This is a genomic window from Micromonospora sp. NPDC000442 (assembly GCF_042898635.1).
Lineage (GTDB): Bacteria > Actinomycetota > Actinomycetes > Mycobacteriales > Micromonosporaceae > Micromonospora.
Genome location: NZ_JBIAYZ010000005.1, coordinates 184149 through 207766 on the forward strand (window position 1 = coordinate 184149; position 23618 = coordinate 207766).

Annotated in this window: 23 protein-coding genes and 1 pseudogene; 15 read left to right on the forward strand and 9 right to left on the reverse strand. The window is 70.4% G+C overall.

Going from position 1 to position 23618, the window contains the following annotated elements; all coding sequences use genetic code 11:
• Nucleotides 1-512: 512 nt before the first annotated feature.
• Nucleotides 513-1019 (reverse strand): hypothetical protein, encoded by a 507-nt coding sequence (locus ACFY2A_RS10010; RefSeq protein WP_387170378.1) that lies wholly within the window; start codon nt 1017-1019, stop codon nt 513-515.
• A gap of 120 nt (nt 1020-1139) precedes the next feature.
• Entirely contained in the window at nt 1140-1352 is a 213-nt protein-coding gene (locus ACFY2A_RS10015; protein WP_363923792.1) for an acyl-CoA carboxylase subunit epsilon, read from the reverse strand.
• Between the two features lie 92 nt (nt 1353-1444).
• Between ACFY2A_RS10015 and ACFY2A_RS10020 the strand changes: the two are divergent.
• Both ACFY2A_RS10020 and ACFY2A_RS10025 read left to right on the forward strand, forming a co-directional pair.
• Nucleotides 1445-2851, forward strand: a pseudogene (locus tag ACFY2A_RS10020) (serine/threonine-protein kinase); the annotation flags it as partial.
• Between the two features lie 1168 nt (nt 2852-4019).
• A complete protein-coding gene (locus ACFY2A_RS10025; RefSeq protein WP_387170380.1) occupies nt 4020-4256 on the forward strand; it encodes a hypothetical protein in 237 nt (78 codons plus the stop codon).
• A gap of 206 nt (nt 4257-4462) precedes the next feature.
• Here the strand turns inward: ACFY2A_RS10025 and ACFY2A_RS10030 are convergent, their stop codons facing one another.
• A complete protein-coding gene (locus tag ACFY2A_RS10030) occupies nt 4463-5212 on the reverse strand; it encodes a GH25 family lysozyme (RefSeq protein WP_363923790.1) in 750 nt (249 codons plus the stop codon).
• A 312-nt stretch (nt 5213-5524) separates the two neighbouring features.
• Between ACFY2A_RS10030 and ACFY2A_RS10035 the strand changes: the two genes are divergently transcribed.
• The 3 genes from ACFY2A_RS10035 (at nt 5525) to ACFY2A_RS10045 (ending at nt 7680) form a co-directional block, all read left to right on the forward strand.
• Nucleotides 5525-6265, forward strand: a complete 741-nt coding sequence (locus ACFY2A_RS10035; protein ID WP_363923789.1) for a M50 family metallopeptidase — start codon at nt 5525-5527, stop codon at nt 6263-6265.
• A gap of 70 nt (nt 6266-6335) precedes the next feature.
• Nucleotides 6336-6836 (forward strand): SigE family RNA polymerase sigma factor, encoded by a 501-nt coding sequence (locus ACFY2A_RS10040; RefSeq protein WP_363923788.1) that lies wholly within the window; start codon nt 6336-6338, stop codon nt 6834-6836.
• A complete protein-coding gene (locus ACFY2A_RS10045; RefSeq protein ID WP_387170383.1) occupies nt 6829-7680 on the forward strand; it encodes a hypothetical protein in 852 nt (283 codons plus the stop codon). Before ACFY2A_RS10040 ends, ACFY2A_RS10045 begins: the two co-directional genes overlap by 8 nt.
• A 54-nt stretch (nt 7681-7734) precedes the next feature.
• On the opposite strand, the gene ACFY2A_RS10050 is transcribed toward ACFY2A_RS10045, so the two are convergent.
• Nucleotides 7735-9318: an acyl-CoA carboxylase subunit beta gene (locus tag ACFY2A_RS10050; protein ID WP_387170385.1), complete on the reverse strand. Its 1584-nt coding sequence runs from the start codon at nt 9316-9318 to the stop codon at nt 7735-7737.
• A 75-nt stretch (nt 9319-9393) separates the two neighbouring features.
• Between ACFY2A_RS10050 and ACFY2A_RS10055 the strand changes: the two genes are divergently transcribed.
• Together ACFY2A_RS10055 and ACFY2A_RS10060 are read left to right on the forward strand one after the other, a co-directional pair.
• Complete coding sequence (locus ACFY2A_RS10055) at nt 9394-10269, forward strand: biotin--[acetyl-CoA-carboxylase] ligase (RefSeq protein ID WP_387170387.1); 876 nt, start codon at nt 9394-9396, stop codon at nt 10267-10269.
• 261 nt (nt 10270-10530) lie between these two features.
• A complete protein-coding gene (locus tag ACFY2A_RS10060; RefSeq protein WP_363921568.1) occupies nt 10531-11088 on the forward strand; it encodes a PH domain-containing protein in 558 nt (185 codons plus the stop codon).
• Between the two features lie 44 nt (nt 11089-11132).
• On the opposite strand, the gene ACFY2A_RS10065 is transcribed toward ACFY2A_RS10060, so the two are convergent.
• A complete protein-coding gene (locus ACFY2A_RS10065; RefSeq protein ID WP_387170390.1) occupies nt 11133-11867 on the reverse strand; it encodes a GtrA family protein in 735 nt (244 codons plus the stop codon).
• 63 nt (nt 11868-11930) lie between these two features.
• The gene (locus ACFY2A_RS10070; protein ID WP_387170722.1) at nt 11931-12749 is read right to left on the reverse strand and encodes a GtrA family protein; all 819 of its coding nucleotides are present in this window, start codon (nt 12747-12749) and stop codon (nt 11931-11933) included.
• Nucleotides 12750-12887: 138 nt separating this feature from the next.
• On the opposite strand from ACFY2A_RS10070, the gene ACFY2A_RS10075 reads away from it, so the two are divergent.
• The 4 genes from ACFY2A_RS10075 (at nt 12888) to ACFY2A_RS10090 (ending at nt 17861) form a co-directional block, all read left to right on the forward strand.
• Nucleotides 12888-14738 carry a phosphoenolpyruvate carboxykinase (GTP) gene (locus ACFY2A_RS10075; RefSeq protein ID WP_387170392.1) on the forward strand — a complete coding sequence of 617 codons (1851 nt, stop codon included), beginning with the start codon at nt 12888-12890 and terminating at the stop codon, nt 14736-14738.
• Between the two features lie 31 nt (nt 14739-14769).
• Nucleotides 14770-15624 (forward strand): hypothetical protein, encoded by an 855-nt coding sequence (locus ACFY2A_RS10080; protein WP_387170394.1) that lies wholly within the window; start codon nt 14770-14772, stop codon nt 15622-15624.
• 292 nt (nt 15625-15916) lie between these two features.
• Nucleotides 15917-17059, forward strand: coding sequence for an NAD(P)/FAD-dependent oxidoreductase (locus ACFY2A_RS10085; protein ID WP_387170396.1), 1143 nt, complete (start codon nt 15917-15919; stop codon nt 17057-17059).
• A 31-nt stretch (nt 17060-17090) separates the two neighbouring features.
• Nucleotides 17091-17861 carry an isoprenyl transferase gene (locus ACFY2A_RS10090; RefSeq protein WP_363921578.1) on the forward strand — a complete coding sequence of 257 codons (771 nt, stop codon included), beginning with the start codon at nt 17091-17093 and terminating at the stop codon, nt 17859-17861.
• Nucleotides 17862-17894: 33 nt separating this feature from the next.
• On the opposite strand, the gene otsB is transcribed toward ACFY2A_RS10090, so the two are convergent.
• The 3 genes from otsB to ACFY2A_RS10105 form a co-directional block, all read right to left on the reverse strand.
• Nucleotides 17895-18719: a trehalose-phosphatase gene (gene otsB, locus ACFY2A_RS10095; protein WP_387170398.1), complete on the reverse strand. Its 825-nt coding sequence runs from the start codon at nt 18717-18719 to the stop codon at nt 17895-17897.
• Nucleotides 18720-18789: 70 nt separating this feature from the next.
• A complete protein-coding gene (locus tag ACFY2A_RS10100; protein ID WP_164446118.1) occupies nt 18790-19143 on the reverse strand; it encodes a hypothetical protein in 354 nt (117 codons plus the stop codon).
• A 159-nt stretch (nt 19144-19302) separates the two neighbouring features.
• Nucleotides 19303-19743 carry a helix-turn-helix transcriptional regulator gene (locus ACFY2A_RS10105; protein ID WP_363921583.1) on the reverse strand — a complete coding sequence of 147 codons (441 nt, stop codon included), beginning with the start codon at nt 19741-19743 and terminating at the stop codon, nt 19303-19305.
• Nucleotides 19744-20007: 264 nt separating this feature from the next.
• On the opposite strand from ACFY2A_RS10105, the gene ACFY2A_RS10110 reads away from it, so the two are divergent.
• From ACFY2A_RS10110 to ACFY2A_RS10125, 4 genes are all read left to right on the forward strand, one after another.
• Nucleotides 20008-20352, forward strand: coding sequence for a hypothetical protein (locus ACFY2A_RS10110; RefSeq protein ID WP_093406661.1), 345 nt, complete (start codon nt 20008-20010; stop codon nt 20350-20352).
• 28 nt (nt 20353-20380) lie between these two features.
• A complete protein-coding gene (locus ACFY2A_RS10115; protein WP_387170401.1) occupies nt 20381-20809 on the forward strand; it encodes a hypothetical protein in 429 nt (142 codons plus the stop codon).
• A gap of 377 nt (nt 20810-21186) precedes the next feature.
• Nucleotides 21187-22602, forward strand: coding sequence for a PhoH family protein (locus tag ACFY2A_RS10120; RefSeq protein WP_387170403.1), 1416 nt, complete (start codon nt 21187-21189; stop codon nt 22600-22602).
• Nucleotides 22603-22889: 287 nt separating this feature from the next.
• Nucleotides 22890-23564 (forward strand): lytic transglycosylase domain-containing protein, encoded by a 675-nt coding sequence (locus ACFY2A_RS10125; protein WP_387170405.1) that lies wholly within the window; start codon nt 22890-22892, stop codon nt 23562-23564.
• Nucleotides 23565-23618 lie beyond the last annotated feature (54 nt).

A 23618-nucleotide genomic window follows, 5' to 3' on the forward strand; every position in this document is an offset into this window, starting at 1 on the left:
GAGGCCGTACATGACGTTGCGGGCTTGGATGTTCAGCCGTTCCAGGTCGGAGTCTGTCACCGGCGGCTGAATGGCCCGGCTGGCGGCGGCGGCTTTCGGGTCGGCGGCGGTTTGTTCCCAGGATCGCTTCTGTTGCAGCTTGACGGTGTATTCTTCGTGAATTTTTTCGATTGTGCTTCGGCTGCTGCTGAGGGCCTGGGTCGCGGCGGACAGTGCGGTCTGGTTGGTGGCGGCGGCGTCGTGGGTGCGTTGCACCTGCTCGATCAGCTCGTCGAGTTTGGCGAGGTAGGCGTGGGAGGCCGCGTTGGTCTCGGGCGGCCAGGCCTGGGCGAGGCGGTCGCGGTAGGTTCTCAGCCGGCCGAGATGTTGGCCGGCCAGCTCGGCGATTTTGCGCCAGCCTGCGACGTGACGCCAGTGGTTGTCGGTGTGGTGGCCTTGGAGGCAGGCCCACATGTCGGCCACGTTCATCAGATGCCACTCGGTCAGACCGCTGCGGCCGACACCCGGTTCCCTCACGGCACCACCACCGGGCCGGTGTTGTCGGTGCCGGTCGGGTCGGCGAGCGATGGCGACGCCACGGCCGCAGGTGGCGGCGTGCCGGTCTGCTCGCGCGTCTCGTCGACGCCCGGTGCGAGCGGCGTAGCGTGCTGCCCGAATGCTCGGTGAACGTCGGCTACGCGGGCGGCGGAGAAGGCGTCGGTGTCGGCGTACTGCTCGGCCACGAGCTTGGCTGCCTCCGCAAGGTGGCCGGTGGCGTCACCGACGCCCCAGACCGCGTTGGTCGTCGCCTGTTGAGTTTCCCAATGGCTACGCATGAAGTGCACCAGCTCGATGAACGCGTCGGCCGGGTTGGGCACGGTGGTGAGCATGTCGTCGGCGATGTACCGCAGGTGCGGTGCGTAACTGCCTTCCACCTCGGCGCGCAGCTGCTCGGCGAAGCCTCGTAGCTGACGGATGTCGGCCTCGACGCCCCCGGAACCGCGTAGCCAGGACGCTTGTCGATCCACCTCAGGGATCATCGGCCCTCCCAATCTGTCACGGGCTCGCTCCCCTGAGTGAGGTTAGACGGTGAACGCCCCCTCCGGCAGCCCTGGCAGTCCGAGGCCGCCTCCGGCAGCGCTGCCGCGTACCAGCTTGGTTCAGCGAGGCAGGCCGGAAGTGCGCCACGCGCCGGCACCGGGCGTCAGCGCCGCGCTCGCCGGGCGGCCGCTGCGCGCCCAGACCGACGCCGGGGCCGGCGCGGGCCGGGCCGCCGGCCGTGACCGCACGGCGATCACGCCCACCAACGCGGCCAGTTCCTCGGCGGTCGGCACGCCGCGCACGACCCGGAACAGCGGCTCTTCGACAGACATGATCTCAGGGTACGCGGGGGAGAGGCTGACCTTCATCGGACAGTGGCGTGCCGGCGGTGTGACCGTCTGCGCTGCCGGGTACCGTCTCAGCGATGTCAGAAGCTGCCCCCCAACTCGTCGCCGACCGGTACCGGCTCCTCTCGCCGCTCGGTCAGGGCGGCATGGGTCGGGTATGGAAGGCGCGCGACGAGGTGCTGCACCGCGACGTCGCGATCAAGGAGCTGGTTCCGCCGCCGGGCCTGACCAGCGACGAGCGCCGCGAGATGCGCGAGCGCTCGCTGCGCGAGGCACGCGCCATCGCCCGGCTCAACAACATCAACGTGGTACGCATCTTCGACGTGCTCCGCACCGACGGCGACCCATGGATCGTCATGGAGTACGTGGCATCCAGGTCGCTGCAGGACACCATCGCCGAGGACGGTCCGGTGTCACCGGGGCGTGCGGTAGAGATCGGTCTGGGCGTCCTGAACGCGCTGAAGGCGGCACACAAGGCCGGCATCATGCACCGCGACGTCAAGCCCGGCAACGTGCTGCTCGGCACCGACGGTCGGGTGGTGCTGACCGACTTCGGCCTCGCCACCATCCCCGGTGACCCGAACGTCACCCGTACCGGCATGGTGCTCGGCTCGCCCGCGTACATCGCGCCGGAGCGCGCCCGCGACGGCACTTTCGGCCCGGAGGCCGACCTGTGGTCGCTCGGTGCCACCCTGTACGCCGCCGTGGAGGGCAAGTCTCCCTTCGCGCGCCCGTCCGCGATCAGCACCCTGGCCGCGCTGGCCACCGAGCCGGTACCGCCGGCCCGCAACGCCGGCCCGCTCAAGCAGGTGCTCGCCGGGCTGCTGCGCAAGGATCCGCAGGAGCGGATCACCGCCGAGTCGGCCGAGCGCATGCTGCGCCGGGCCAGTGGACGCCGGGCCCGGGGCATCTCACTGCTCGACGGCGTACGCCGGCCGGGGCCGAACGGGCCCCGCGAGCCGCGCCCGCCGTTGGTGCCGGCACCGCGCCCCTCCGGTGAGCGACCCGCGACCCCCGTCACCCCGCCCGCGCCCCGCACGCCACCCACCTCCGGGTTACTGGCCGGCGGTGCTGCGGCCGCCGGATCCACATTGGACCGTTCGACCGGTGATCAGCCTGGCTCGGATGCTGGCCCGACGACGAAGGTCACCGGCCCGGACGGTGGCGGTGCCGCTCCGACGGCGAAGGTCGCCGGCCCGGACGGCGGCGCCGATGTCGCGCCAACCGCAAAGGTCTCGTCGACCAGCCCAGCAGAGGCTGGGCGAGCGGACGACCCGGATCACGGACAGCCCTCGACCGATTCGCCGTCGGGCGACCGGGACACCGCGCTGACTGCCGCTGCTGGCACCGCCTCGACGGCCGCCGCGGCAGCCGGAGCACCGGGGAGTAGCAACGCCTCGACCACAGCGGCGGCAGCCGGAGCACCGGGAGACAGCACCGCCTCGACGGTGGCTGCGGATGCCGGAGCACCGGGGGATGGCACCGTCGCTGCGGCTGGCGGAGCGTCGGAAAACGGCACCGGCGACGGGCAGCCCGCGCCGCCCAACGAGCAGGCCGGATCCGAGGCCGCCATCGGCGACCGGCCCGGCTCGGACCCGACGGACCAGGCGGATGCCGGTGCCGACGCGGCACCGAATGCGACAGACGACGGCGCGATGGCCAGCGCGGCGCACCCGGAGGAGGGCGTGCCGGCGGGTCAGACCGCTTCGGCAGGTCACGGCGCAACGGAGACCGAGGCGGCGATAAGCGCGGCCACTGTGGGTGGCGCAACCTCTGTGCCGGCGGGCGACGGCACGCGGAGGACGGCGCAGTCGACCTCGGTCCTGCCGGCGGCACCGGTCAGCCCGGCCCCGGCACGCGGCGCGGTCTTCAAGGCCGGGCAGTTCCGTTCGGAGCGGACCCGGCGTGCCGTGCTCGTCGGTGCCGTGGTGGCGCTGCTGCTGCTCGGCCTGGTGGTGGCGGTGCCGCTGCTCACCAGCGGCGACGAGGACGGCGGGACACCGACGGGCGGAGCCGACACCAGCAGCGCACCGGCTCCGACCAGTTCCAATCCGGCCGCCCCGCCACCGAGCGATCCGCCGGCCAGCCCGTCGGCGTCGCCCAGCCCGTCGGCCTCGCCGAGCGCCTCGCAAACGGCCGGTGGTCTACCCGAGGGCTGGACGCTGCGAACCGACGCGGTGGGCTTCAAACTGCCGGTACCGGACGGCTGGCGACGCAGTGCCAGCGGCACTTCGGTGATCTACCGGGAGCCGGACGGGGTTCGGGAGTTGCTCATCGACCGCACCGACACGCCGAAGCGGGACGCGGCAGCCGATTGGCGATCGCAGGAGCCGAACCGGAAAAACCTGGTCCGCAACTACGAGTTCATCGACATCTCGTCGTTTGACTGCAAGTGGCGGACCTGCGCCGACTGGGATTGGCGGGAAACCCGCGACGGCACTCGGATCCGGGTCCGTAACCGGGCCTTCGTCCCCGCCAGCAACCGGGGTTTCGCGTTGCGCTGGGAGGTCGCGGATCGCGACTGGGACGAGCAGCTGGAGAACTTCGAGATGATCTTCCGCGAGTTCGTGCCGGACCGTCAGGACTGATCGACAGGCATGACCCTTCGCCGTCCGGGGTATCTGATCTCCGACGACGGAAGGGAGGCCCGAGATGGGTTACCGAGGAAGGGGCGCCCGGCCCCGGCTGGCACTGTGGACGGCCGTGGTGCTGGGCAACGTCGTACTGCTGGTCGCCACCGTCGGAGTCGCGGTGCTGGCGACCATGCTGAGCCTGGTGACGCTCGCCGGGGCCGCGTTCGCCGGCTGGCACCTCACCCGCCGCGGTTCCGTGTCCCGCCGGCCGGGGATGACCGTGCCGGTTGGGTTGGCCGCCCGGCGACGGGCCTGAGAACGCGGGCCGCCGTTCCGGGTCGTTTGCGATTGCGGGGCGGTGGGCCGCCACCGCACACACGTCCGGCGATGATCGGCAGTCGGCAGTCGGCAGTCGGCAGTCGGCAGTCGGCAGTCGGCAGTCGGCGGCGCGTCGCGGACGGCGCGACGGCAGGCTGGCGTCCGCTCCGAGCGAAGGACACCGGCCCGCCGTCGCGGCGTACGTCAGGTGTTGTTGGCCAGTGCGATCAGCCGGCTGCGGTCGCCGTTCCAGTAGTTGCGGTCGACGCCGCCGCTGATGCCGGGGACGCTGCCGGAGTCGGTGTACTGCCAGAAGCTCCAGAACGGTGCGCCGGCCGGCAACGCGCCGACCGAGGACGACCAGCGGGCCACCCACAGCGGGTGGTTGTTCCACGGGCCGCTCCAGGAACCGGTGCACTGGTTCCAGAAACTGGTGGTGGTGTAAATGACCGCGTAGCGGCCGGTGCGGGACCGGTAGGTGTTGAGGAAGTCCTGCACCCAGTTACGCATGCCGGTGGTGCTCAGGCCGTAGCAGTATCCGCCGCTGTACGGATTGGCCTCCAGGTCCAGCGCGGCCGGCAGGGTGCGGCTGTCTGCGGACCAGGCACCGCCGTTGGAGGCCAGGAAATTTGCCTGGACCGCGCCGGAGGAGATGTTGGGCCGGGCGAAGTGATACGCGCCGCGGATCACTCCCGCGTGGTACGCGTTCACGTAGTTGGTGTTGAAGTTCGGGTCCTTGTAGCTCGTACCCTCGGTGGCCTTGATGAAGGCGAACTGAATGCCGGAGTTGCGGACGCTCGTCCAGTTGATGGTGCCCTGGTAACGCGAGACGTCGATGCCCGGCACGGTGGCGGCGGCGGCCGGGGTCGCGGTGGCGACGAGCCCGGCGGCAGCGGTGGCGAGTACGGCGACTGCGGCGGCGGTCAGCCGGCGCAGCGATCTGGTCCGACCCATGGCGTCCTCCTGAGACGACTATCGATAGACAGACATCTTTGAAGGCTGTCGTCTGCCAGGGCAAGGGGTATCAAGATAACTTTCAATGTCCTGGTTGTGGCGACGACCCACCTGGCGATCAACGCAGCGTGGCCGGATCGATCTGCCAGCGGAACGGTTCGGCGAGGGTGAACGTCTCGCCGGCGTTCACCTCCCGCTCCGATCGCCACCCGGTCGGTCTCACACGATACGACCGGTTGGCCCGGAACCGACACCGGAACTGTCGTCCGGCCCAAGGTGCACGGCGGAACGTGAGCGGTAGGCTCCCGCCTCATGGTGTCGATCGAGGGCATGACCGAGTTCTGGGACCGCCTGTTCGGCGCGCAGCCCGACCCACCTCCGCTGCTCGTGGTGCTCACCGGGCTGGTCGCCCTGCTCGTCGTCGTCACCCGGCTGCCGTGGCGGATCGCCCGCAACGCGATCACCATCGCCCACGAGGGCGGTCACGCGCTTGTCGCCGTGCTCACCGGGCGCAAGCTGCACGGGATCCGGCTGCACTCGGACACCTCCGGCCTGACCCTGTCGGCCGGCCGCCCCACCGGCCCGGGCATGGTGCTCACCCTGCTCGCCGGATACCTGGCCCCGCCGCTGGTGGGCCTGGGTGGGGCGTGGCTGCTCGCCGGCAACCGGATCACCCTGCTGCTGTGGATCGCGGTGCTCCTGCTGCTGGCCATGCTGGTGATGATCCGCAACCTCTACGGCGCGTTGACGTTGGTGGTGACCGGTGGCGCGGTGCTCGTCGTCTCCTGGTACGCCAGCCCACAGGTGCAGGCCGCCTTCGCCTGGACCGGTGTGTGGTTCCTGCTGCTCGGCGGCGTACGCCCGGTGGTGGAATTGCAGCGGCTGCGCGCGCGGCGCGGCATGCCGGCCTCCGACGCCGACCAGCTGGCCGGGATCACCCCGCTGCCGGCGTTCTTCTGGGTGGTCCTCTTCGGTCTGGCCAACCTCGCCGTGCTGGTCACCGGCGGCCTGATGCTGGCCGGCCCGCTGCTCGCCGAGGCCGGCCTCACCTGATTTCGTCGGCCGGGCGGCAACCTGCCCCACCCCCCGGTGCGTGTGCTCTGTCAGGTACGGGGAGGTGCGGGTGGCGGACGTCGAGGGGTTCGACGAGTTCTACCGGGGCAGCCGGCAGCGGCTGCTCGGTTACGTCTACGTGCTGACCGGTGACCTCACCGAGGCGCAGGACGCCGTGCAGGAGGCGTTCATCCGGGCCTGGCAGCGCTGGTCAAGCGTGGGCGGTTACGACGACCCGGAGGCGTGGGTACGCGTGGTGGCGGCCCGGATCGCGGTCAGCCGCTGGCGCAGCCTGCGCAGCCGCGCCCGGGCCTACCTGCGGCACGGCACCGTCGACAGCGTGCCGGCACCGACCACCGATACCGTCGAAGTGGTCGCCGCCCTGCGCCAGCTTCCCGAGGAACAACGCGTCGCGATCGCGCTGTACTACCTCGCTGGACTGCCGGTTGCCGAGGTGGCGCGGCAGACCGCAGCCCCCGTCGGCACGGTCAAGGCCCGACTTTCCCGGGGGCGTGCCGCGCTCGCCGGGCTGCTCGCCGTCTCTGATCTGGAGGAGGCTCCCGGTGCCTGACGAGATGAGGTTCCTTGAGCGGATGCACCACGACCTGCGGGAGGTCCGCTGGGCTGAGCCGGCGGAACTGCGGGAGCAAGGCACCCGCCGCCGAAGGCGTGCGGCGGTGGGAGCGGCCGTCGCCGTAGTGATGGTGGCTGCCGCCTCCGTCGTCGTCACGAAGGATCTCGCCGCACCACCACCGGCGGCCCCGCTGGCCGCACCGGCCACTCCGGTCCCGTCCGCCGAGATCCCCCGGTACGCCATGGTGCAGCCGGGCGACCTTCCCGTCGAGACCGGCCCGCCGCTCGGTCAGTCCGGCCTGGGCGAACCGGTGCAGATCGATTACGTGCTGCTCGCCTGTCACCAGGAGCAGGGTCTGAGCGCCGACTGGGAGCCGTCGCGTTACTCGCGCTCGCAGACGCTGCTGCGGCCAGCTACCGAGCGTCTCCCGGCCGACGAGGTGTTCAGTCAGGCCGTCTACCGGCTCGCTCCGCAGGTAGCCGACCGCATCTTCGCTCGGATCGATGCGTTGCTCGCCCCGTGCGCGAACTGGCGGTCCAGAGGCGACATGCTCTGGGATGATCAGGTCGTTGCGGCCGAGGCCGACCACCGGTGGGAGGTGACCGCCCGCGACTTCGTCGGTGATCAGGCGATGGTGATCCAGCACAGCATCACGGAGGCGCGGAATCTGGAGACCGGCGAGAGCCGGAAGCCGGGCCAGCTTGAAAGGACCGCGGTGGTGCGGGTCGGCGACCTGGTGACGGTGATGGGTCTGGGCCGGGACGGCACGGAACGGGAACTACGCCGGCTGGCTGTCGTGGCAGCCGACCGGCTCTGCGTCGCCGCGAACCCGCCCTGCTGACCACGCGCCAGTGGAGGAGCCGGAGGTCGAGGCCGGCCCCTCCGATTGTGGCCCTTAGAGCGGGATGTTGCCGTGCTTCTTGGGTGGCAGGGTCTCCCGCTTGGTACGCAGCACCCGCAGCGCCCGGACGATCTGGGTACGGGTCTCGTGCGGCGGGATCACCGCGTCGACGTAGCCGCGTTCGGCGGCCACGTACGGGTTGGCGAGGGTGTCCTCGTACTCGGCGATCCGCTCGGCACGGACGGCGGCCGGATCCTCGGCGGTGGCCAGCTCCTGCCGGTAGAGGATGTTCACCGCCCCCTGCGCGCCCATCACCGCGATCTGGGCGGTCGGCCAGGCGAAGTTGAGGTCGGCCCCCAGGTGCTTGGAGCCCATCACGTCGTACGCCCCGCCGTACGCCTTGCGGGTGATGACTGTGACCTTCGGGACGGTGGCCTCGGCGTACGCGTAGATGAGCTTCGCGCCCCGGCGGATGATGCCGTCCCACTCCTGGCCGGTGCCGGGCAGGAACCCGGGAACGTCCACGAAGGTGAGTACCGGGATGTTGAAGGCGTCGCAGGTGCGGACGAAGCGGGCCGCCTTCTCGCTGGCCGCGATGTCCAGAGTGCCGGCGAAGTGCATCGGCTGGTTGGCCACGACGCCGACCGGGCGGCCCTCGACCCGACCGAAGCCGACCACCATGTTCTGCGCGTAGAGCGGCTGAACCTCCAGGAACTCCCCGTCGTCGAGCACGTGCTCGATCACCCGATGCATGTCGTACGGCTGGTTGGCCGAGTCGGGGATCAGTGTGTCCAGTTCCCGATCCGCGCCGCTGATCTCCAGGTCCGCCGGCGCGTCGAAGACCGGCGGCTCGTCCAGGTTGTTCGAGGGCAGGTGGGACAGCAGCGCCTTGACGTAGTCGATCGCGTCGGCCTCGTCGGTGGCCAGGTAGTGCGCGTTGCCGCTGCGGCTGTTGTGGGTACGGGCGCCGCCCAGCTCCTCCATGCCGACGTCCTCGCCGGTGACGGTCTTGATGACGTCCGGTCCGGTGATGAACATGTGCGAGGTCTGGTCGACCATCACGGTGAAGTCGGTGACCGCGGGGGAGTAGACCGCACCACCGGCGCACGGGCCCATGATGAGTGAGACCTGCGGGATGACACCGCTGGCGCGGACGTTGCGGAAGAAGATCTCGCCGTAGAGGCCGAGCGAGGCGACACCTTCTTGGATCCGGGCGCCGCCGGAGTCGTTGATGCCGATGACCGGGCAGCCGATCTTCATGGCCAGGTCCATCACCTTGACCATCTTCTCGCCGAAGACCTCGCCGAGGGAGCCGCCGAAGACCGTGAAGTCCTGGGCGAAGACGCAGACCTGCCGGCCGTCGATGGTGCCGTAACCGGTGATCACCCCGTCGCCGTAGGGGCGGGTCCGGTCCAGCCCGAAGTTGGTGGACCGGTGCCGGGCGAACTCGTCCAGCTCGACGAACGACCCCTCGTCGAGCAGCATCTCGATGCGCTCCCGGGCGGTCTTCTTGCCGCGCGCGTGCTGCTTCTCCACGGCGCGGGCCGACCCGGCGTGCACCGCCTCGTCGACCCTTCGTGCCAGGTCCGCCAGCTTGCCCGCGGTGCTGTGGATGTTGGTCCCGGTCTCGGTAGTCACCCTGGGAATATAACGATGGTTCAGGTCGCCGCTGCTGTGCACTTCGCCTCATCGGGCTACCCGTAGGCTGGTGACGTGCCGGGTTCTCCGTACACCGATCTGGACCGCCCGCCGCTGTCGGCGGCCCGGCTGCGTCGGGCGTTGGTTGCGCCGTACGGTCCGTGGTCCCGGCTGGACTTGCGGACGGAGACCGGGTCCACCAACGCCGACGTCGCCGAGGCGGCGCGGGCCGGGGAGCCGGAGGGCCTGGTCGTGGTGGCCGAACGGCAGACCGCCGGCCGAGGCAGACGCGGGCGGGTCTGGCAGTCGCCGCCGCGTGCCGGCATCGCCACCAGCGTGCTGTTGCGGCCCGGCGAGGCTGTGCCGGCGCGTGGCTGGTCGCCGGCACCACCGGCGGGGTACGGCTGGCTGCCGTTGCTGGCCGGTGTGGCACTGGTCGAGGCGGTGGCGCTGCTGGCCGAGCTGAACGCCACCCTGAAGTGGCCGAACGACCTGCTCATCGGGGGCGCCAAGTGCGCCGGGATTCTCGCCGAGGGCGTGCCCGGGCCGGGGCTGAGTGACCCGCCCGCGGTCGTCCTCGGCATCGGGCTGAACGTGACGCTGCGCGCCGACGAACTGCCCGAGCTGCCGACCAATCTGCCGGCCACCTCACTGCAACTGGCCGGCGCGGCGGCAACCGACCGGGATCCGCTGTTGCGGGCCCTGCTCCGCTCGGTCGCCGACTGGTACGCGCGGTGGCGGGACGCCGGTGGGGACGCGGTGGCCAGTGGTCTGCGCGAGGCGTACCTGGCGGCCTGCGGCACCATCGGCCGTGAGGTGAGCGCCCTGCTCCCCGACGGCACCACCCTCACCGGCGCCGCCACCACCATCGACCCCCACGGCCAACTCCTCCTCACCACCCCCACCGGCCAGCGCCCCCTCGCCGCCGCCGACATCCGCCACCTCCGCTGACCGACCCCCAACCCGCCCACCCCCACCCCCGCCCCCGCCCCCCGTCCCCGCCCCCTTGCCCCCGCGATCTTGCACTTCTGGTCGGATCAAATAGGTGTAAAAGGGGCACTACGGCGACCGTAAGTGCAAGATCGCGGAGGTGGGGGCGGAGGCGGGGGCTGGCGCTGGGGTCGGGTGGGGGGTATCGAGCCGCGTGGCGGATGTGGGGCGGTGGCGGTGGGGGGTTACGGTCTGCGCGTCCGTTCCTGCGAGGAGGTTTCCGTGGCGTTCCCCGAAGACGTGCTCACCGAGGATGAGCACGTCGTGCTGCACCTGCATCCGCACTGGAAGGCGCTGATCCGGCCGGTGGCGGTGCTGGTGCTCGCCATCGCCGCAGTGGTGGTCGGCGTGCTGTTCCTGCCCTCGGGCGGGGGCGGTTCCGTGACGCTCGCAGTGATCGGCGGGCTGGCCCTGCTGGCCGTGATGGTGCTCGCGGTGTGGCCGTACGTCTCCTGGCGCACCACGCACTACCTCTTCACCAACGAGCGGGTGCTGCTTCAGCACGGCGTGTTCTCCCGGGAGCGCCGGGACATCCCGTTGAGCCGGGTCAACGACCACTCGATGAGCCAGCAGTTCGCCGGTCGGGTGCTGGGCTACGGCACCCTCACCATCGAGTCCGCCGGTGAGCGTGGGCAGTCCGTGCTGCACGACGTGCCCAAGGTCGACCGGGTCCAGACGAAGCTCTACGAACTCGTGGAGGCGTTCCACGACCGGCACTCGCTCGGTGACGGTGAACTACGCGAGATTCTCGGCGAGCGCGACAAGAGCGCCGGAGCGTAACCGCCGGGGCTGGTCCGGCACCGCCTGCCCGTACGGGCGACCGGTCAGCGGCGGCGGGGACGGCGGGGGGCCGGGGCAGGCTGCAACTGGGCGGCCAACTCGGCCTCCAGTTCGGCGTCCAACGCCGCCGTCAGTGGGGCCTCGTCGGGCAGCAGTCGGGCCTCGTCGGGCAGCGACGCGGATCTCGGCTGGAGCGGGCGGGGGGTCACGCCGGGCCGGGTGGGTGGTTGCTCCTCCTCCAGTTCCGTCACGGACTCGGCGAGCTCGGCCACCGGGTCCATGCCGGCCATCGTGTCCCACTCGTCGCGGGGCAGGCCGTGCCACCGCTGCGTCGCCTCGACCGGCGCGGCGGGCTGGAAGACGAACGTCCGGTACGACCAGAAGCGGAACAGGGTCGCCAGCACCACGCCGCCGGTCTTTGCGATGTTCAGCGCGAGCAGCCCGGTCACGCCCAGTCCGTACTTGGCCGCGGCGAGCACACCGAGTTCGATCAGCAGCCCGGCTCCGTTGAAAAGGAAAAACAGGGCGTATTCCCGCTGCATCGCGGATTTCGGGCGATCACGGTACGTCCAGTGCCGATTCATCAGATACGACGTGATGGTGGCGACGATGGTGGCGACGACTGTCGCCTTCAGTTGACCGTCGACGAAAACCGTGAGTGCGAGCGCGTTGAACACGGCGTAATTGATGACCGTGTTGATGCCACCGACCAGGCCGAATTTGAGTGCCTCGTGGATGAACTTCTGCCAGCGCTCAGGCAGCAGACGGACGAGAGGCATGCGCAACACCTTAAGACAGTGGGTCGGGGTCGGCTGGCTCCGACCGAACGAGTGGGCGGCAGGTCACGCCCGGCGGTCCTGGTTCGCTTCCGCGACGGGTGGCGTTCCCGCTTCGACGAAGACGAACCGTCGGTACGACCAGAATCGGAACAGCGTGCCAAACCCGGTGCCCACGATGAAGCTGGCGACGTTGTCAGCCAGACGGGTCTGGAAGACGGACGGCCAGATGCTGCCGAGCCCGTAGTGGCTGATGGCGAGGCAGGCCACCGCGATGCCCAGCCCCACCGCGTTGAAGAAGAAGAACAAGGCGTACTCCCGGGCCGGGTGGGAGCGCTTGCGGTGCCGCCAGGTCCAGAACCGGTTGCCCAGGAAAGCGAAGGTCGCGGCGATGACCGTCGCGATCGTCTTCGCGGTGATCTGCTCCACGCCCTGCGGACCGATCAGGTAGTTGAACAGGGTGAAGTCGATGAGGAAGGCGACCCCGCCGACGGTCGCGAACTTGCTCATCTCCCGGACGAGGTGACCAAAACGGTCGATCAAGGATCGAACAAGACCCGGGCGGGTCTGCCGGGAGCCTGGCTCCCCGGTCATCGTGGCGGCCACCGTGCGAGCGTACCGGTTGGCGGCCTCGGGAGCGGGTAGCAACGGGCACCAGGGTGCACCGGTGCGGCGGCACGGACGGGCACGAACGGAGCGTAACCGGATCCGTGCAATCGGGTGTTGTTTTCCGCTTCGGTACTCCCGGTCGCAAAACCCCCGACGCCGTCTTGGCGTGGGTGGCGCCAGCAGGAGGTCCGCCGAAGGATTTGCGTGAAACTGCGCGTGAAAGCGGGTAAAGGCTCGTGATGCCGCAGCGTGACCGCACCTTGTGCAGTTCTTCACAACCAGTCCCACTGACTGGAGAGGTCCCTCGGTTTACGCTGAGGCCAATCCCAGGTTTCCACGAAGGCGACGTGCATCGCGGCGCCGAGACTCGTGCACTCCATAGACCGGTCAGCGTCGACCACAAGGAGATGTGTCATGGTTGCTCCGGCCACCGTTCGGGGTATCGATCAGGCCCCTACGTCCCACCCGAAACTCCTCGCCTGGGTCCGTGAGGTCGCTGAACTGACCACCCCTGACCAGGTCGTCTGGGTGGATGGGTCCGACCAGGAATGGCGTCGCCTCACCGATGAGCTGGTGGAAGCGGGCACGCTCATCCGACTGAACCCCGAGAAGAAGCCCAACTCCTTCTACGCGCGTACCGACCCGACGGACGTCGCCCGGGTCGAGGAGCGCACCTTCATCTGTTCCGTGGACGAAGCCGACGCCGGGCCCACAAACAACTGGATGGCGCCGGCCGAGATGAAGCGGACCATGACGGAGCTCTACCGCGGCTCGATGCGCGGCCGGACGATGTACGTCATCCCGTTCTGCATGGGCCCGGTCGAGGCCGAGAACCCCATGTTCGGCGTCGAGATCACCGACAGCCCGTACGTGGTCGCCTCGATGCGGATCATGACCCGAATGGGCGCCGCCGTCCTACAGGCCATGGGCGACGACGCCGACTTCGTGCACGCCCTGCACTCGATCGGCGCGCCGCTGGCCCCCGGCCAGCAGGACGTGGTCTGGCCGTGCAACGAAACCAAGTACATCTCCCACTTCCCGGAGACCCGCGAGATCTGGTCCTACGGCTCCGGGTACGGCGGCAACTCGCTGCTCGGCAAGAAGTGCTACTCGCTGCGTATCGCCAGCGTGATGGGCCGTGACGAGGGCTGGCTCGCCGAACACATGCTGATCCTGAAGATCACCTCGCCGGAGGGACGGGTCTACCACATCGCCGGTGCCTTCCCGTCGGCCTGCGGCAAGACCAACCTGGCCATGCTGGAGCCGACCATCCCCGGTTGGAAGGTCGAGACGATCGGCGACGACATCGCCTGGATGCGGTTCGGCCCGGACGGACGGCTCTACGCGATCAACCCGGAGTACGGCCTGTTCGGCGTCGCCCCGGGCACCGACTGGAAGACCAACGCCAACGCCATGCGTACGTTGGACCGGGGCAACTCCATCTTCACAAACGTCGCCCTCACCGACGACGGTGACATCTGGTGGGAGGGCATGGGCGAACCGCCGGCCCACCTGATCGACTGGAAGGGCAACGACTGGACGCCGGAGAGCGAGAACCTCTCCTCGCACGCGAACAGCCGGTTCTGCACTCCGATCACCCAGTGCCCGATCCTGGCCGAGGACTACTACGACCCCAACGGCGTACCGATCGACGCGATCCTGTTCGGTGGCCGGCGTCGCGACACCGTGCCGCTGGTCACCGAGGCCCGGGACTGGGTGCATGGCGTCTACATGGGTGCCACGCTCTCCTCGGAGACCACGGCCGCCGCCTCCGGCGCGGTCGGTGTGGTCCGTCGCGACCCGATGGCGATGCTGCCGTTCATCGGTTACCACGGTGGCGACTACTTCCGGCACTGGATCGAGATGGGTAAGGGCGCCGACGGCGACGAGTCGAAGTTGCCCAAGGTCTACTACGTCAACTGGTTCCGCAAGGACCCGGAGGGTGGTTTCCTCTGGCCGGGCTTCGGCGAGAACTCGCGGGTACTCAAGTGGATCATCGAGCGGATCGAGGGCCGGGCGGACGCCGTGGAGACCCCGATCGGCATGGTGCCGACCCTGGACTCCCTGGACGTCGAGGGGCTGGACATGACGCCCGAGGACGTCCGGATCGCGCTGAAGGTGGACCCGGACGAGTGGCGGGACGAGCTGCCGCTGGTCACCGAGTGGTTCGAGAAGTTCGGCGACAAGCTGCCCGGTGTCCTCTGGGCCGAGCTGGACGCGCTGCGGGCCCGACTCGACGCGGAGCAACCGCAGCGGGGGGTGTGATCGACGACGGATCCGGGCATCATCGGATCCCATGAGGACGGCCGCCGAGACCGAGGTCCGGCGGCCGTCCGCCGTCCGGACGCTTACCGCACTGTTGGCGGTGACGGCCGCGGCCACCGTCGTGGTCGAGGTGCTCAACTGGTGGTACGCGCCGGAGCAGGGCTTCGGACTCGCCGTACGCACCGGCTGGGCGATGCTGCGTTCGTTCGGCTTCCTGCTGCTCATCGGGCATGTGCGCCGCGGCCGGACGGTGGCCCGCCCGTTCGGCCTGATCCTCGCCGTCACCACGGTCTTCGCGGTCGGTCGGCTGATCGTGCCCCGTCAGGGCGTACCACCGTTGCCTGGCCTGCTCGGCTTCGCCCTGCTCACCGCGCTCTGCGCGACAGTGGTCTGGCTGTTGTACAGGTCGTCGGCGCTCGCCGGGCACCTGGTGCGGCACCGGCCCCGACTGGTGATCGACCGCTCCGGCATCTCCTGGCGGGAAACGCCACCGCGCCGACCGGAGGCGAGCGCCTGGCTGCTGACCAGTCGGGTCGCGGCGTTCACCTACAGCCCCCTGATGCTGGTGCCGGCCCTGGTCGCCACCGCCGCGATCCTGGACGGGCGGTTGCTCGCCGTGTCCGCCGTGCTGCTCTGGCTGGGTGCCGGCATCGCGACCAGCTACCTGGTGCTGTTCTGCACGGCGTTCCTCCTACGCGGCCGGAGTTGGGCGGGCACCCTGCTCATCGTGGTCACGGTCGCCGTGCTCGCCGTCGACCTTCCGTTGTGCTGGTGGCTGCTCGGCCTCGACGGTCTGATCCGCGACGGCGCACCCTTGATCGTCGCCGCCGTGCTCACCGTCTACGGCATCCGCCGCGCTGCCCGCCCCACCCCACCCCCCACCTAACAGCCCCCCGCGCCCCCACCCCCGCGCCCGCTGGCCCCTGCCGCCCGTGCAGAACCCAAGATCCGGGCAACTTCGAGGATGTTGCTGCCTCAGCCGAGCTCCGAGCCCGAGACAGCAACATCGGGGAAGTTGTCCGGATCTTGAGCGTGTCAGGTGCAGCCGGACCGGCCGCTTGTTCTGCTTCACCTGGCGCACAGGATCCGGGACGATCGCAGTGCGTCGGGTGAAGCAGAGCAGCGGGGGCCGGTGATCGCCTCGGGTCGATGGTGGGGTGGAGCGGGAGGAGAGGGCTGTGCGCGATGAGTTCGACGTGGTGGTGGTCGGGGCGGGGCCGGCGGGGGCGGCCGCCGCCCTGGCGGCCCGCCAGGCGGGTGCCGAGGTGTTGCTGTTGGACCGGGCCGAGTTTCCCCGGGACAAGGCCTGCGGTGACGGTATCGCCGCGCATGCGTTAGACGTACTCGCCGAACTGGGTGTGCGCGACGCGGTGGCCGGTTTCGCGCCGGTGCCGGCGCTGCGACTGGTGGCGACGGACGGTGGTGCCGTGGCGCGGGCGTTGCCCAGACCCGCGTACACCGTGCCGCGGCAGGTGTTCGACGCGCGGCTGGTGGCGGCGGCCGTCGGGGGCGGTGTGCCGCTGGGCCGGCGGGCGGTGCGCCGGGTCGAGGTTCGCGCCGACCGGGTCGTGCTGGACGGGGAGATCTCCGCCGGGGTGGTGGTGGGTGCCGACGGCGCCGGGTCCGTCGTGCGTCGGGCGTTGGGTGAGCCGGGCAATCCGGACCGTCACCTGGCGTTGGCCATCCGGGGGTACGCGCCCGCGCCGCCCGGCCCGCCCACGCAGCTCATCGTCACCTCGGCCGCCCGCTGGCCGGCGTACGCCTGGTCGTTTCCGATCGGTGACGGCCGAGCGAACGTCGGGTACGGGGAGGTGCTGCGGGGCGAGTCCCTGACCCGCGGGCACCTGCTCGACCGGCTGGCCGCGCTGCTGCCGGGCACGGATCCGGCGACGGTCAGCTCGCTGCGCGCCCATCATCTGCCGCTGTCCACGTTCCGGCCGGTGCCGGGACGGGGCCGGGTGGTGCTCGCCGGTGACGCGCTCTCGCTGATAAATCCGCTGACCGGCGAGGGGATCTTCTACGCGCTGCGTTCCGGGGCGCTGGCCGGGTACGCCGCGGTCGGTGCTCCGGAGCACGCGGCGCGGCGGTACGGGACCGCCCTGCGCCGCCGGCTCGGCACCCACCTGCGGCACAGTTCGGCGGCGGCCTGGCTGGCCCGACGCCGGTGGGTGGTGGACGCGGCGGTGCGGGCGGCCGGCCGTGACGGACGGGTCTTCGGCAGGGTGACCGAGCTGGGACTGGGCGATGGTCTGCTGGACGGGCGTACGCTCGGCCTGATCGCCCTCGGCCTGTCGGTGCGGCATCGGCCACCGGCACACTGATCCGTACGGCGGCTCGCTACCCTGCTAGGTGATGAGTCTGCGGAAACTTCTCTACTCCGTTTACGAGCGGCGGCTCACGGCCAAGCTCGCGGGTCGGCCGGTGCCTCGCCACGTGGGTGTGATGTGTGACGGCAACCGCAGATGGGCCCGGGAGATGGGCTTCGTCGATCCGAACGACGGGCACCGGATGGGTGCCGAGCGGATAAAGGAACTGCTGCGTTGGTGTGACGCCGCCGGCGTGGGGCACGTGACCCTGTGGCTGCTCTCCACCGACAACCTCACGCGCCCGGCGGCGGAGCTGGATCCGTTGCTCCAGATCATCGAGGACCTCACCACCGAGCTGGCCGAGGAGGGCAATCCCTGGCGGCTGCGGATGGTCGGCGCGCTCGACGTGCTGCCGACGCGCCTCGCGACGGCGCTCAAGGCCGCGGAGGAGCGGACCCGGGAACGCGCCGGCAGCGCTCAGGTCAACATCGCCGTCGGGTACGGCGGGCGGCGGGAGATCGCCGACGCGGTGCGCTCGTTGCTGTTGGAGCACGCGGCGAACGGCGGCACGCTTGAGGAACTGGCCGGGTCGCTCGACGTCGACGACATCTCCGAGCACCTGTACACCAGGGGCCTGCCGGATCCGGATTTGATCATCCGGACCAGCGGCGAACAGCGCCTCTCCGGCTTCATGCTCTGGCAGTCGGCGCACTCGGAGTTCTACTTCTGTGAGCTGAACTGGCCCGATTTCCGCCGCGTCGACTTCCTTCGCGCGTTGCGTTCGTACGCCACCCGCCAGCGCCGCTACGGGGTCTGAGACCCGGCGCGGCGCGGGACGGGAGTCGGTCGCTCAGGCGAGACGGTGGGTGGCCTCGGTGAGGAAGTCGCCCAGGTCGGCCGGGGAGTCGATGGTGAGGTCGGCGGCCTCGGCGACCTCGTCGCCGGTCTCCGGGTTGGCGACGGCGACGCAGACACCGAGGAAATCCGGGTCGGCTGTGGCGCGGGCCCGTAGCGCGGCGAAGGCCTTGATGTCGGAGACGTCGTCGCCGAAGTACCAGGCCGCGCGCACCCCCTGGACCAGTTCGTCGATGACCATGCCCTTGTCCCGGTCGACCGGCGGCTTGATCTCCAGGACCATCCGTCCGACCTGCACCCGTAGGCCGAGGCGCTCGGCCTGATCCCGGCCCCACTGCTCGACGGTGGCGGCGAGTTGCGGGGCGGTACGCCAGTGCAGGGCCACCGACAGCCGTTTGTACTCCACGAGGGTGCCGGGTGGCAGTTCGTCGCGGCCACGTTCGGCGAGTTCGGCCATCGTGGGCACCCACGGCAGTGCGGCCGGCTCGGTGACCGTGGCGCCGCCGGAATGGCTGTGTTCCAGGCCGTAGAGGCCGTACAGGTCGACGCCGCTGAGCCCACCGAAGTGTTCGCGCAGGAACTCCACCGGCCGGGCCGAGACGATCGCGATGCGCCGCACGATCGGTGCGAGTGTCTCGATGGCGGCCAGCACCTTCGGCGCGGGCTGTACCTGTGTCGGATCGTCGGCGACCGGCGCGAGGGTGCCGTCGAAGTCGAAGAAGAGGACGGTCTCGGCCGCCCGGTCGGCGGTTGCCCGCCAGGCCTGGTCGGCGTTCAGCGGGGTCTTCGGCTGCTGGTTGCCCAGATTCAACGGCGGCACGCGCGACAGCGTACCCCGGGTTCGACCGGTCAATCCCTGACGTGAATCCGGTGTGGGCGACAGGTGTGATTCAGCGTTCGGCGGCCCCACGTCCCCGGCGTCCGAACGGCACCACCGCCGCCTCCTGGCCGTGGCTCAGCAGGTAGCCCTCCACGAAGCCGGAGTTCCGGTCGCCGGTGTGTGCCTCGATCTCCCGCAGCCGCTCCACCAGGAACTCGGTGAGCGCGGTGAGCCGGTCGTTGAGCCGGTCGTGCAGTTCGGCGACGACGGCCAGGACGATCGCGGTGCCCGCGGTGGCGAGCGCGAAGAGGTTGACGAGCAGCGGTAGCTGCCCGCCGTTAAGGGTCAGGGTCACCGCGTTGCCGGTGATGCACAGCGTCACCGAGACCGTCGCGACCACGACAGCCAACCATTTCAGGGTCATGGAGAGACCCCTTTCTGTCCCGCAGGGCTGGGTTCGGCCTTGTCCCGTCCCCCCGCCGACGACGAGCCCAAGCAGTACGAATACGGACGCTAGCGCGCCCGATCCCGCCCCGTAGCGAAACGAATGAGGCTGACCTGCCGTTCTTTCGCCATCTGAGAACTAGCTGGCTGCGTCGCCTCGTTTTCGGACACCGAGCGGCAGCGTCGGGCGATATGCGAGGTAACGAATGGTTTCTCGGATGTGGAACTTCTCCGCGTCCGAGACGTCGGGGTCGACCAGTCGGCGGAGCAGTGCCTCGACGTCGGGGTCCATCGGTGGTGGTGCCGGCGCGGTTCGGCGGGAGGCCGTCCGGTCCCAGCCCAGCGCCGCGAAGGCCACGGCCGGGTCGAGCCCGAGGCCCTCGCAGAAGGCCACCACCCGCTCGGCTTCCGGGTCGCTGGCCCAGTCGCCGCGTACCCACCGGTTGATGGTCTGCCGCGAGACGCCGGTACGCCGGGAGACCTCGGTGCCGCTCCACGCCCGGGTCGCGCGGGCCTCGTCGAGGGCGCGCCGGACGAAGGTGGCGAAGGCGATCTTCCGCGCGTTGGCCGTCTCGGTCACCTCGTGACCGTACGACCGTTGAGCCTGGGTGACGGCGCCTGCCACGCGTCTGTCACGCTTGCGTGACGCCATTGCGGTGTGGCCGGAAGGGGGTCCGACACTCTTTCTGAGGGGTGTCACCTGGGCAGGATAGATGTACGTAGGTGCGGAGGCAAACGAACGAAAAGCTGATACTGTCACGTTCATGGGACAACCTACGGTGTGTCACGTGCATGAGACGATCAGTGCTCACCTGCGTCACGCGCCCGGTGCGAGGGGGACGCGGTGACCGAACTCGCAACCCGTGCTCAGGCGTTCAGCCTGGTGGCCGAGGGGGTCGCCGCCGGGCTGAGTGCGCCGTGGCGCCTCTACCTCGCCCGCGGCTGCCGCTACCTGTCGCTCAGCGTTGGTGACCGGGCCGAGTGGAACGCCTGGCGGACCCATCTCGGCTGCCCGGAACTGAGCGTGCGGGTCTACGACGCCGGCGGCGAGATCCGCCGCTCCTCGATGGCCGAGGTGGTCATGGACGGCTGCCGGATCAGCGTGGAACTGGTGGAGGAAATCGGCACCGACGACCTCGACCGACTGTTGGTCGCCGACCCCACCACTGTCGAACCGGAGGAACGATGAGGGCCGCGCGGCGCACCGGAGCCGCCGGATGAGCCCGTTCCTGGCGATCTTCCTGGTGCTCGTACTCGCTGCCACGAGCTACGCCGCAGGGCGGCTGCACGGGCAGCTCAGCTACCGGATCGGTTACCGCTTCGGCTACCGGCAGGGCTACTTCGACGGGGACCGTGGGGCATGGAACCGGCGTCGTCGGGAGGCTCAGGCGGCCATCGCCTCCGCCCTCGCCGTCACGGCACCCTCGTCACCTCCCACTCGGGTCTCGGCCACCGTGAACCCGCTCCAGCCGCGCGGCGCGTGCGCACCAGCTCCAGCCCTGCGCGCCGACGGTCCACCGGGGGAGATCGAGAAGGCTGTCTCAGCTCGCCCCGGCACCACGTACACCGGTTCGTCCTTCGCGGAGCCGGCCGCCTCGGTCACCGGGCGGCACCCGACCGGCACTCTCGTCCGACGGACCGGCTGAACCGGTCGACGGGCTCCGGCCCGTCCACAGGCGCGGCGCACCCCCTCGCGGGTGGCGCCGCCGGGGCCACGTCAGACCGGTGGCGGTGGTCCCACCGGCCGGGATGCGCGCAGGGGGCATGCATCCCGGCCGGTTCATTCCGTGGTCCGCGCAGGTTACGGAACTTCTCGCCCGGCCGGCAGGGCGTTCATGAACGACCACTAGCCGGGACGGGTGCGGGGAGCTAGCGTCTAGGCATGGCGCGGGGTTGTCCCGAGCCAGCCGGCCCGCCCGGCCTGCGACCTCGCGCACGGGGCCCGCATCCGACCCCGTGTCAGCCGGGCATCCGGAGGAGGCGGACCGCGGGTGGCCGGGTGCCCATCCGCCGGAGCAGGCCTGTGACGACTCGCCGTACGACCGCCGGTGCCGACCAGGGCCCGGCCGCGACTACCACGACCCGCCGCAGCACCCGGAGCCGCCGTACGGCGGCCGCCGGTTCGGCCGACCCCAGGGAGCCCCGACCAGCGGGCCAGTCCTTCGTTCTGGACACCTCGGTACTGCTCAGCGACCCGGCGGCGTTCCACCGCTTCGCCGAGCACGAGGTGGTGCTTCCGCTGGTGGTGATCTCCGAGCTGGAGGGCAAGCGGCATCACCCGGAACTGGGCTGGTTCGCCCGCCAGTCGCTGCGCATGCTGGACGAACTGCGGGTGCGCCACGGCCGGCTCGACCGGCCGGTGCCGGCCAACGATGTCGGCGGCACGCTGCGCGTGGAGCTGAACCACACCGATGACGGGGTGCTGCCGCCGGGCTTCCGCAACGAGTCCAACGACGCTCGGATCCTCTCCGTCGCGCTGAACCTCGCCGCCGAAGGGCGGGAGGTGACCCTGGTCAGCAAGGACATGCCGTTGCGGGTCAAGGCCGCCTCCGTGGGGCTGTGCGCGGACGAGTACCGGCACGGCCAGGCCAGCGACCCGACCTGGACCGGGATGGCCGAGCTGGACCTCGCCGAGGACGAGATCGCCCGGCTCTACGCGGGAGAGGTCATCGACGTGGACGCGGCGGCCGGTCTGCCCTGCCACACCGGACTGGTGCTGCACTCATCCCGGGGCTCGGCACTCGGCCGGGTGCTGCCGGACAAGACCATGCGGCTGGTTCGGGGCGACCGGGAGGCGTTCGGTGTGCACGGGCGCTCGGCCGAGCAGCGGGTCGCACTCGACCTGTTGCTCGACGAGTCGATCGGCATCGTCTCGCTCGGTGGCCGGGCCGGCACCGGCAAGTCCGCCCTGGCGCTCTGCGCGGGGCTGGAGGCGGTGATGGAGCGTCGCCGGCACAAGAAGGTGATCGTCTTCCGTCCGCTGTACGCCGTCGGCGGGCAGGAGCTGGGCTACCTGCCCGGCTCGGAGTCGGAGAAGATGTCGCCCTGGGCACAGGCGGTCTTCGACACCCTCGGCGCGGTGGTGCACGAGAACGTGCTGGAGGAGGTCACCTCGCGCGGTCTGCTGGAGGTGCTGCCGCTGACCCACATCCGGGGCCGCAGCCTGCACGACGCCTTCGTCATCGTCGACGAGGCGCAGTCGCTGGAGCGCGGAGTGCTGCTGACCGTGCTCTCCCGGATCGGTCAGGGCTCCCGGGTGGTACTGACCCACGACGTGGCTCAGCGGGACAATCTGCGGGTCGGACGGCACGACGGTGTCACCGCAGTGATCGAGGCGTTGAAGGGTCATCAGCTCTTCGCGCACGTGACGCTCAGCCGTTCGGAGCGGTCTCCGATCGCCGCGATGGTGACGGACCTGTTGGAGGATGTCCCGACCTGACGGCCGTTTTGGGCGTGTTGCGGCGATATTTTGAGTGACCCACATCACAATTGAGGTTGCCCGTTTCCCATCAGCCTCACTGTGCGCGATGGTGTCCCACGGGCGCCCACGCACCCGGCGCATCGTTGGTGATCGTTCGTCACTCCGACACCGGAGCGGACGACACCGGGAGGCGACGCGGTGCGTCCACGGTGGCCGGCATGCCGGCCACGGGCGCCCGTGGCGCGCTACGACCGCAGTGCGGTCGCGGCACGCCGCGTCCCTGAACCCGACGAAGGGATCACTTCGTGAGTCGGCCGTGGAGCCGGTTCGCCGCCCGCACCGCAGCCGTCGCGCTGCTCTCGGTGGGCGTAGCCGGCGGTTTCTACCTCAGTGAGGACCGCCAGTCGCAGCGCTCAGGCCCCGGCGCTCAGGTGGCCGGCAGCGTCAGCGAGATCGACGTCAACGTCGAGTACCGGCAGAAGGAGACGGTCTCCCGCCAGGTCCGCACCGCCCGGCAGCAGGCCACCGAGGTGCGGAAGCAGGCCAAGGCCGCTGCCGAGAAGGCCCGCAAGGCCGAGGAAGCGGCCCGCAAGAAGGCCGAGGAGAAGGCAGCCAAGGAGGCCGCGGCCCGGGCCGCGAAGCCGTACGACGGCCCGATCCCCGAATCCTGCGAGGAATACAGCGGCAACCGGAAGGTCGGCTGCGCCCTCATGATCGACGCGGGCTTCAAGATCGACCAGTTCCCCTGTCTGGACAGGCTCTGGAACAAGGAGAGCGGCTGGAACCACAAGGCCCGCAACCCGTCCTCCGGGGCGTACGGCATCCCGCAGGCGTACCCGGGGAACAAGATGTCCTCGGTCGGTGCCGACTGGGAGACCAACCCGGTCACCCAGATCAAGTGGGGGCTCGGCTACATCAAGGGCCGCTACAGCACCCCCTGCGCAGCGTGGAACCACTCGCAGGCCAAGGGCTACTACTGAGCTGAACGACAGCGGCGGGGCGCGGACAACCGACCGCACCCCGCCGCTGTGCGT

Excerpts from the sequence above, each read along its gene's own strand:
- ACFY2A_RS10010 (WP_387170378.1), bottom strand. The coding sequence starts at position 1,019 with ATGATCCCTGAGGTGGATCGACAAGCGTCCTGGCTACGCGGTTCCGGG.
- ACFY2A_RS10015 (WP_363923792.1), bottom strand. The coding sequence starts at position 1,352 with ATGTCTGTCGAAGAGCCGCTGTTCCGGGTCGTGCGCGGCGTGCCGACC.
- ACFY2A_RS10025 (WP_387170380.1), top strand. The coding sequence starts at position 4,020 with ATGGGTTACCGAGGAAGGGGCGCCCGGCCCCGGCTGGCACTGTGGACG.
- ACFY2A_RS10030 (WP_363923790.1), bottom strand. The coding sequence starts at position 5,212 with ATGGGTCGGACCAGATCGCTGCGCCGGCTGACCGCCGCCGCAGTCGCC.
- ACFY2A_RS10035 (WP_363923789.1), top strand. The coding sequence starts at position 5,525 with ATGGTGTCGATCGAGGGCATGACCGAGTTCTGGGACCGCCTGTTCGGC.
- ACFY2A_RS10065 (WP_387170390.1), bottom strand. The coding sequence starts at position 11,867 with ATGCCTCTCGTCCGTCTGCTGCCTGAGCGCTGGCAGAAGTTCATCCAC.
- ACFY2A_RS10075 (WP_387170392.1), top strand. The coding sequence starts at position 12,888 with ATGGTTGCTCCGGCCACCGTTCGGGGTATCGATCAGGCCCCTACGTCC.
- ACFY2A_RS10080 (WP_387170394.1), top strand. The coding sequence starts at position 14,770 with ATGAGGACGGCCGCCGAGACCGAGGTCCGGCGGCCGTCCGCCGTCCGG.
- ACFY2A_RS10090 (WP_363921578.1), top strand. The coding sequence starts at position 17,091 with ATGAGTCTGCGGAAACTTCTCTACTCCGTTTACGAGCGGCGGCTCACG.
- ACFY2A_RS10100 (WP_164446118.1), bottom strand. The coding sequence starts at position 19,143 with ATGACCCTGAAATGGTTGGCTGTCGTGGTCGCGACGGTCTCGGTGACG.
- ACFY2A_RS10115 (WP_387170401.1), top strand. The coding sequence starts at position 20,381 with ATGAGCCCGTTCCTGGCGATCTTCCTGGTGCTCGTACTCGCTGCCACG.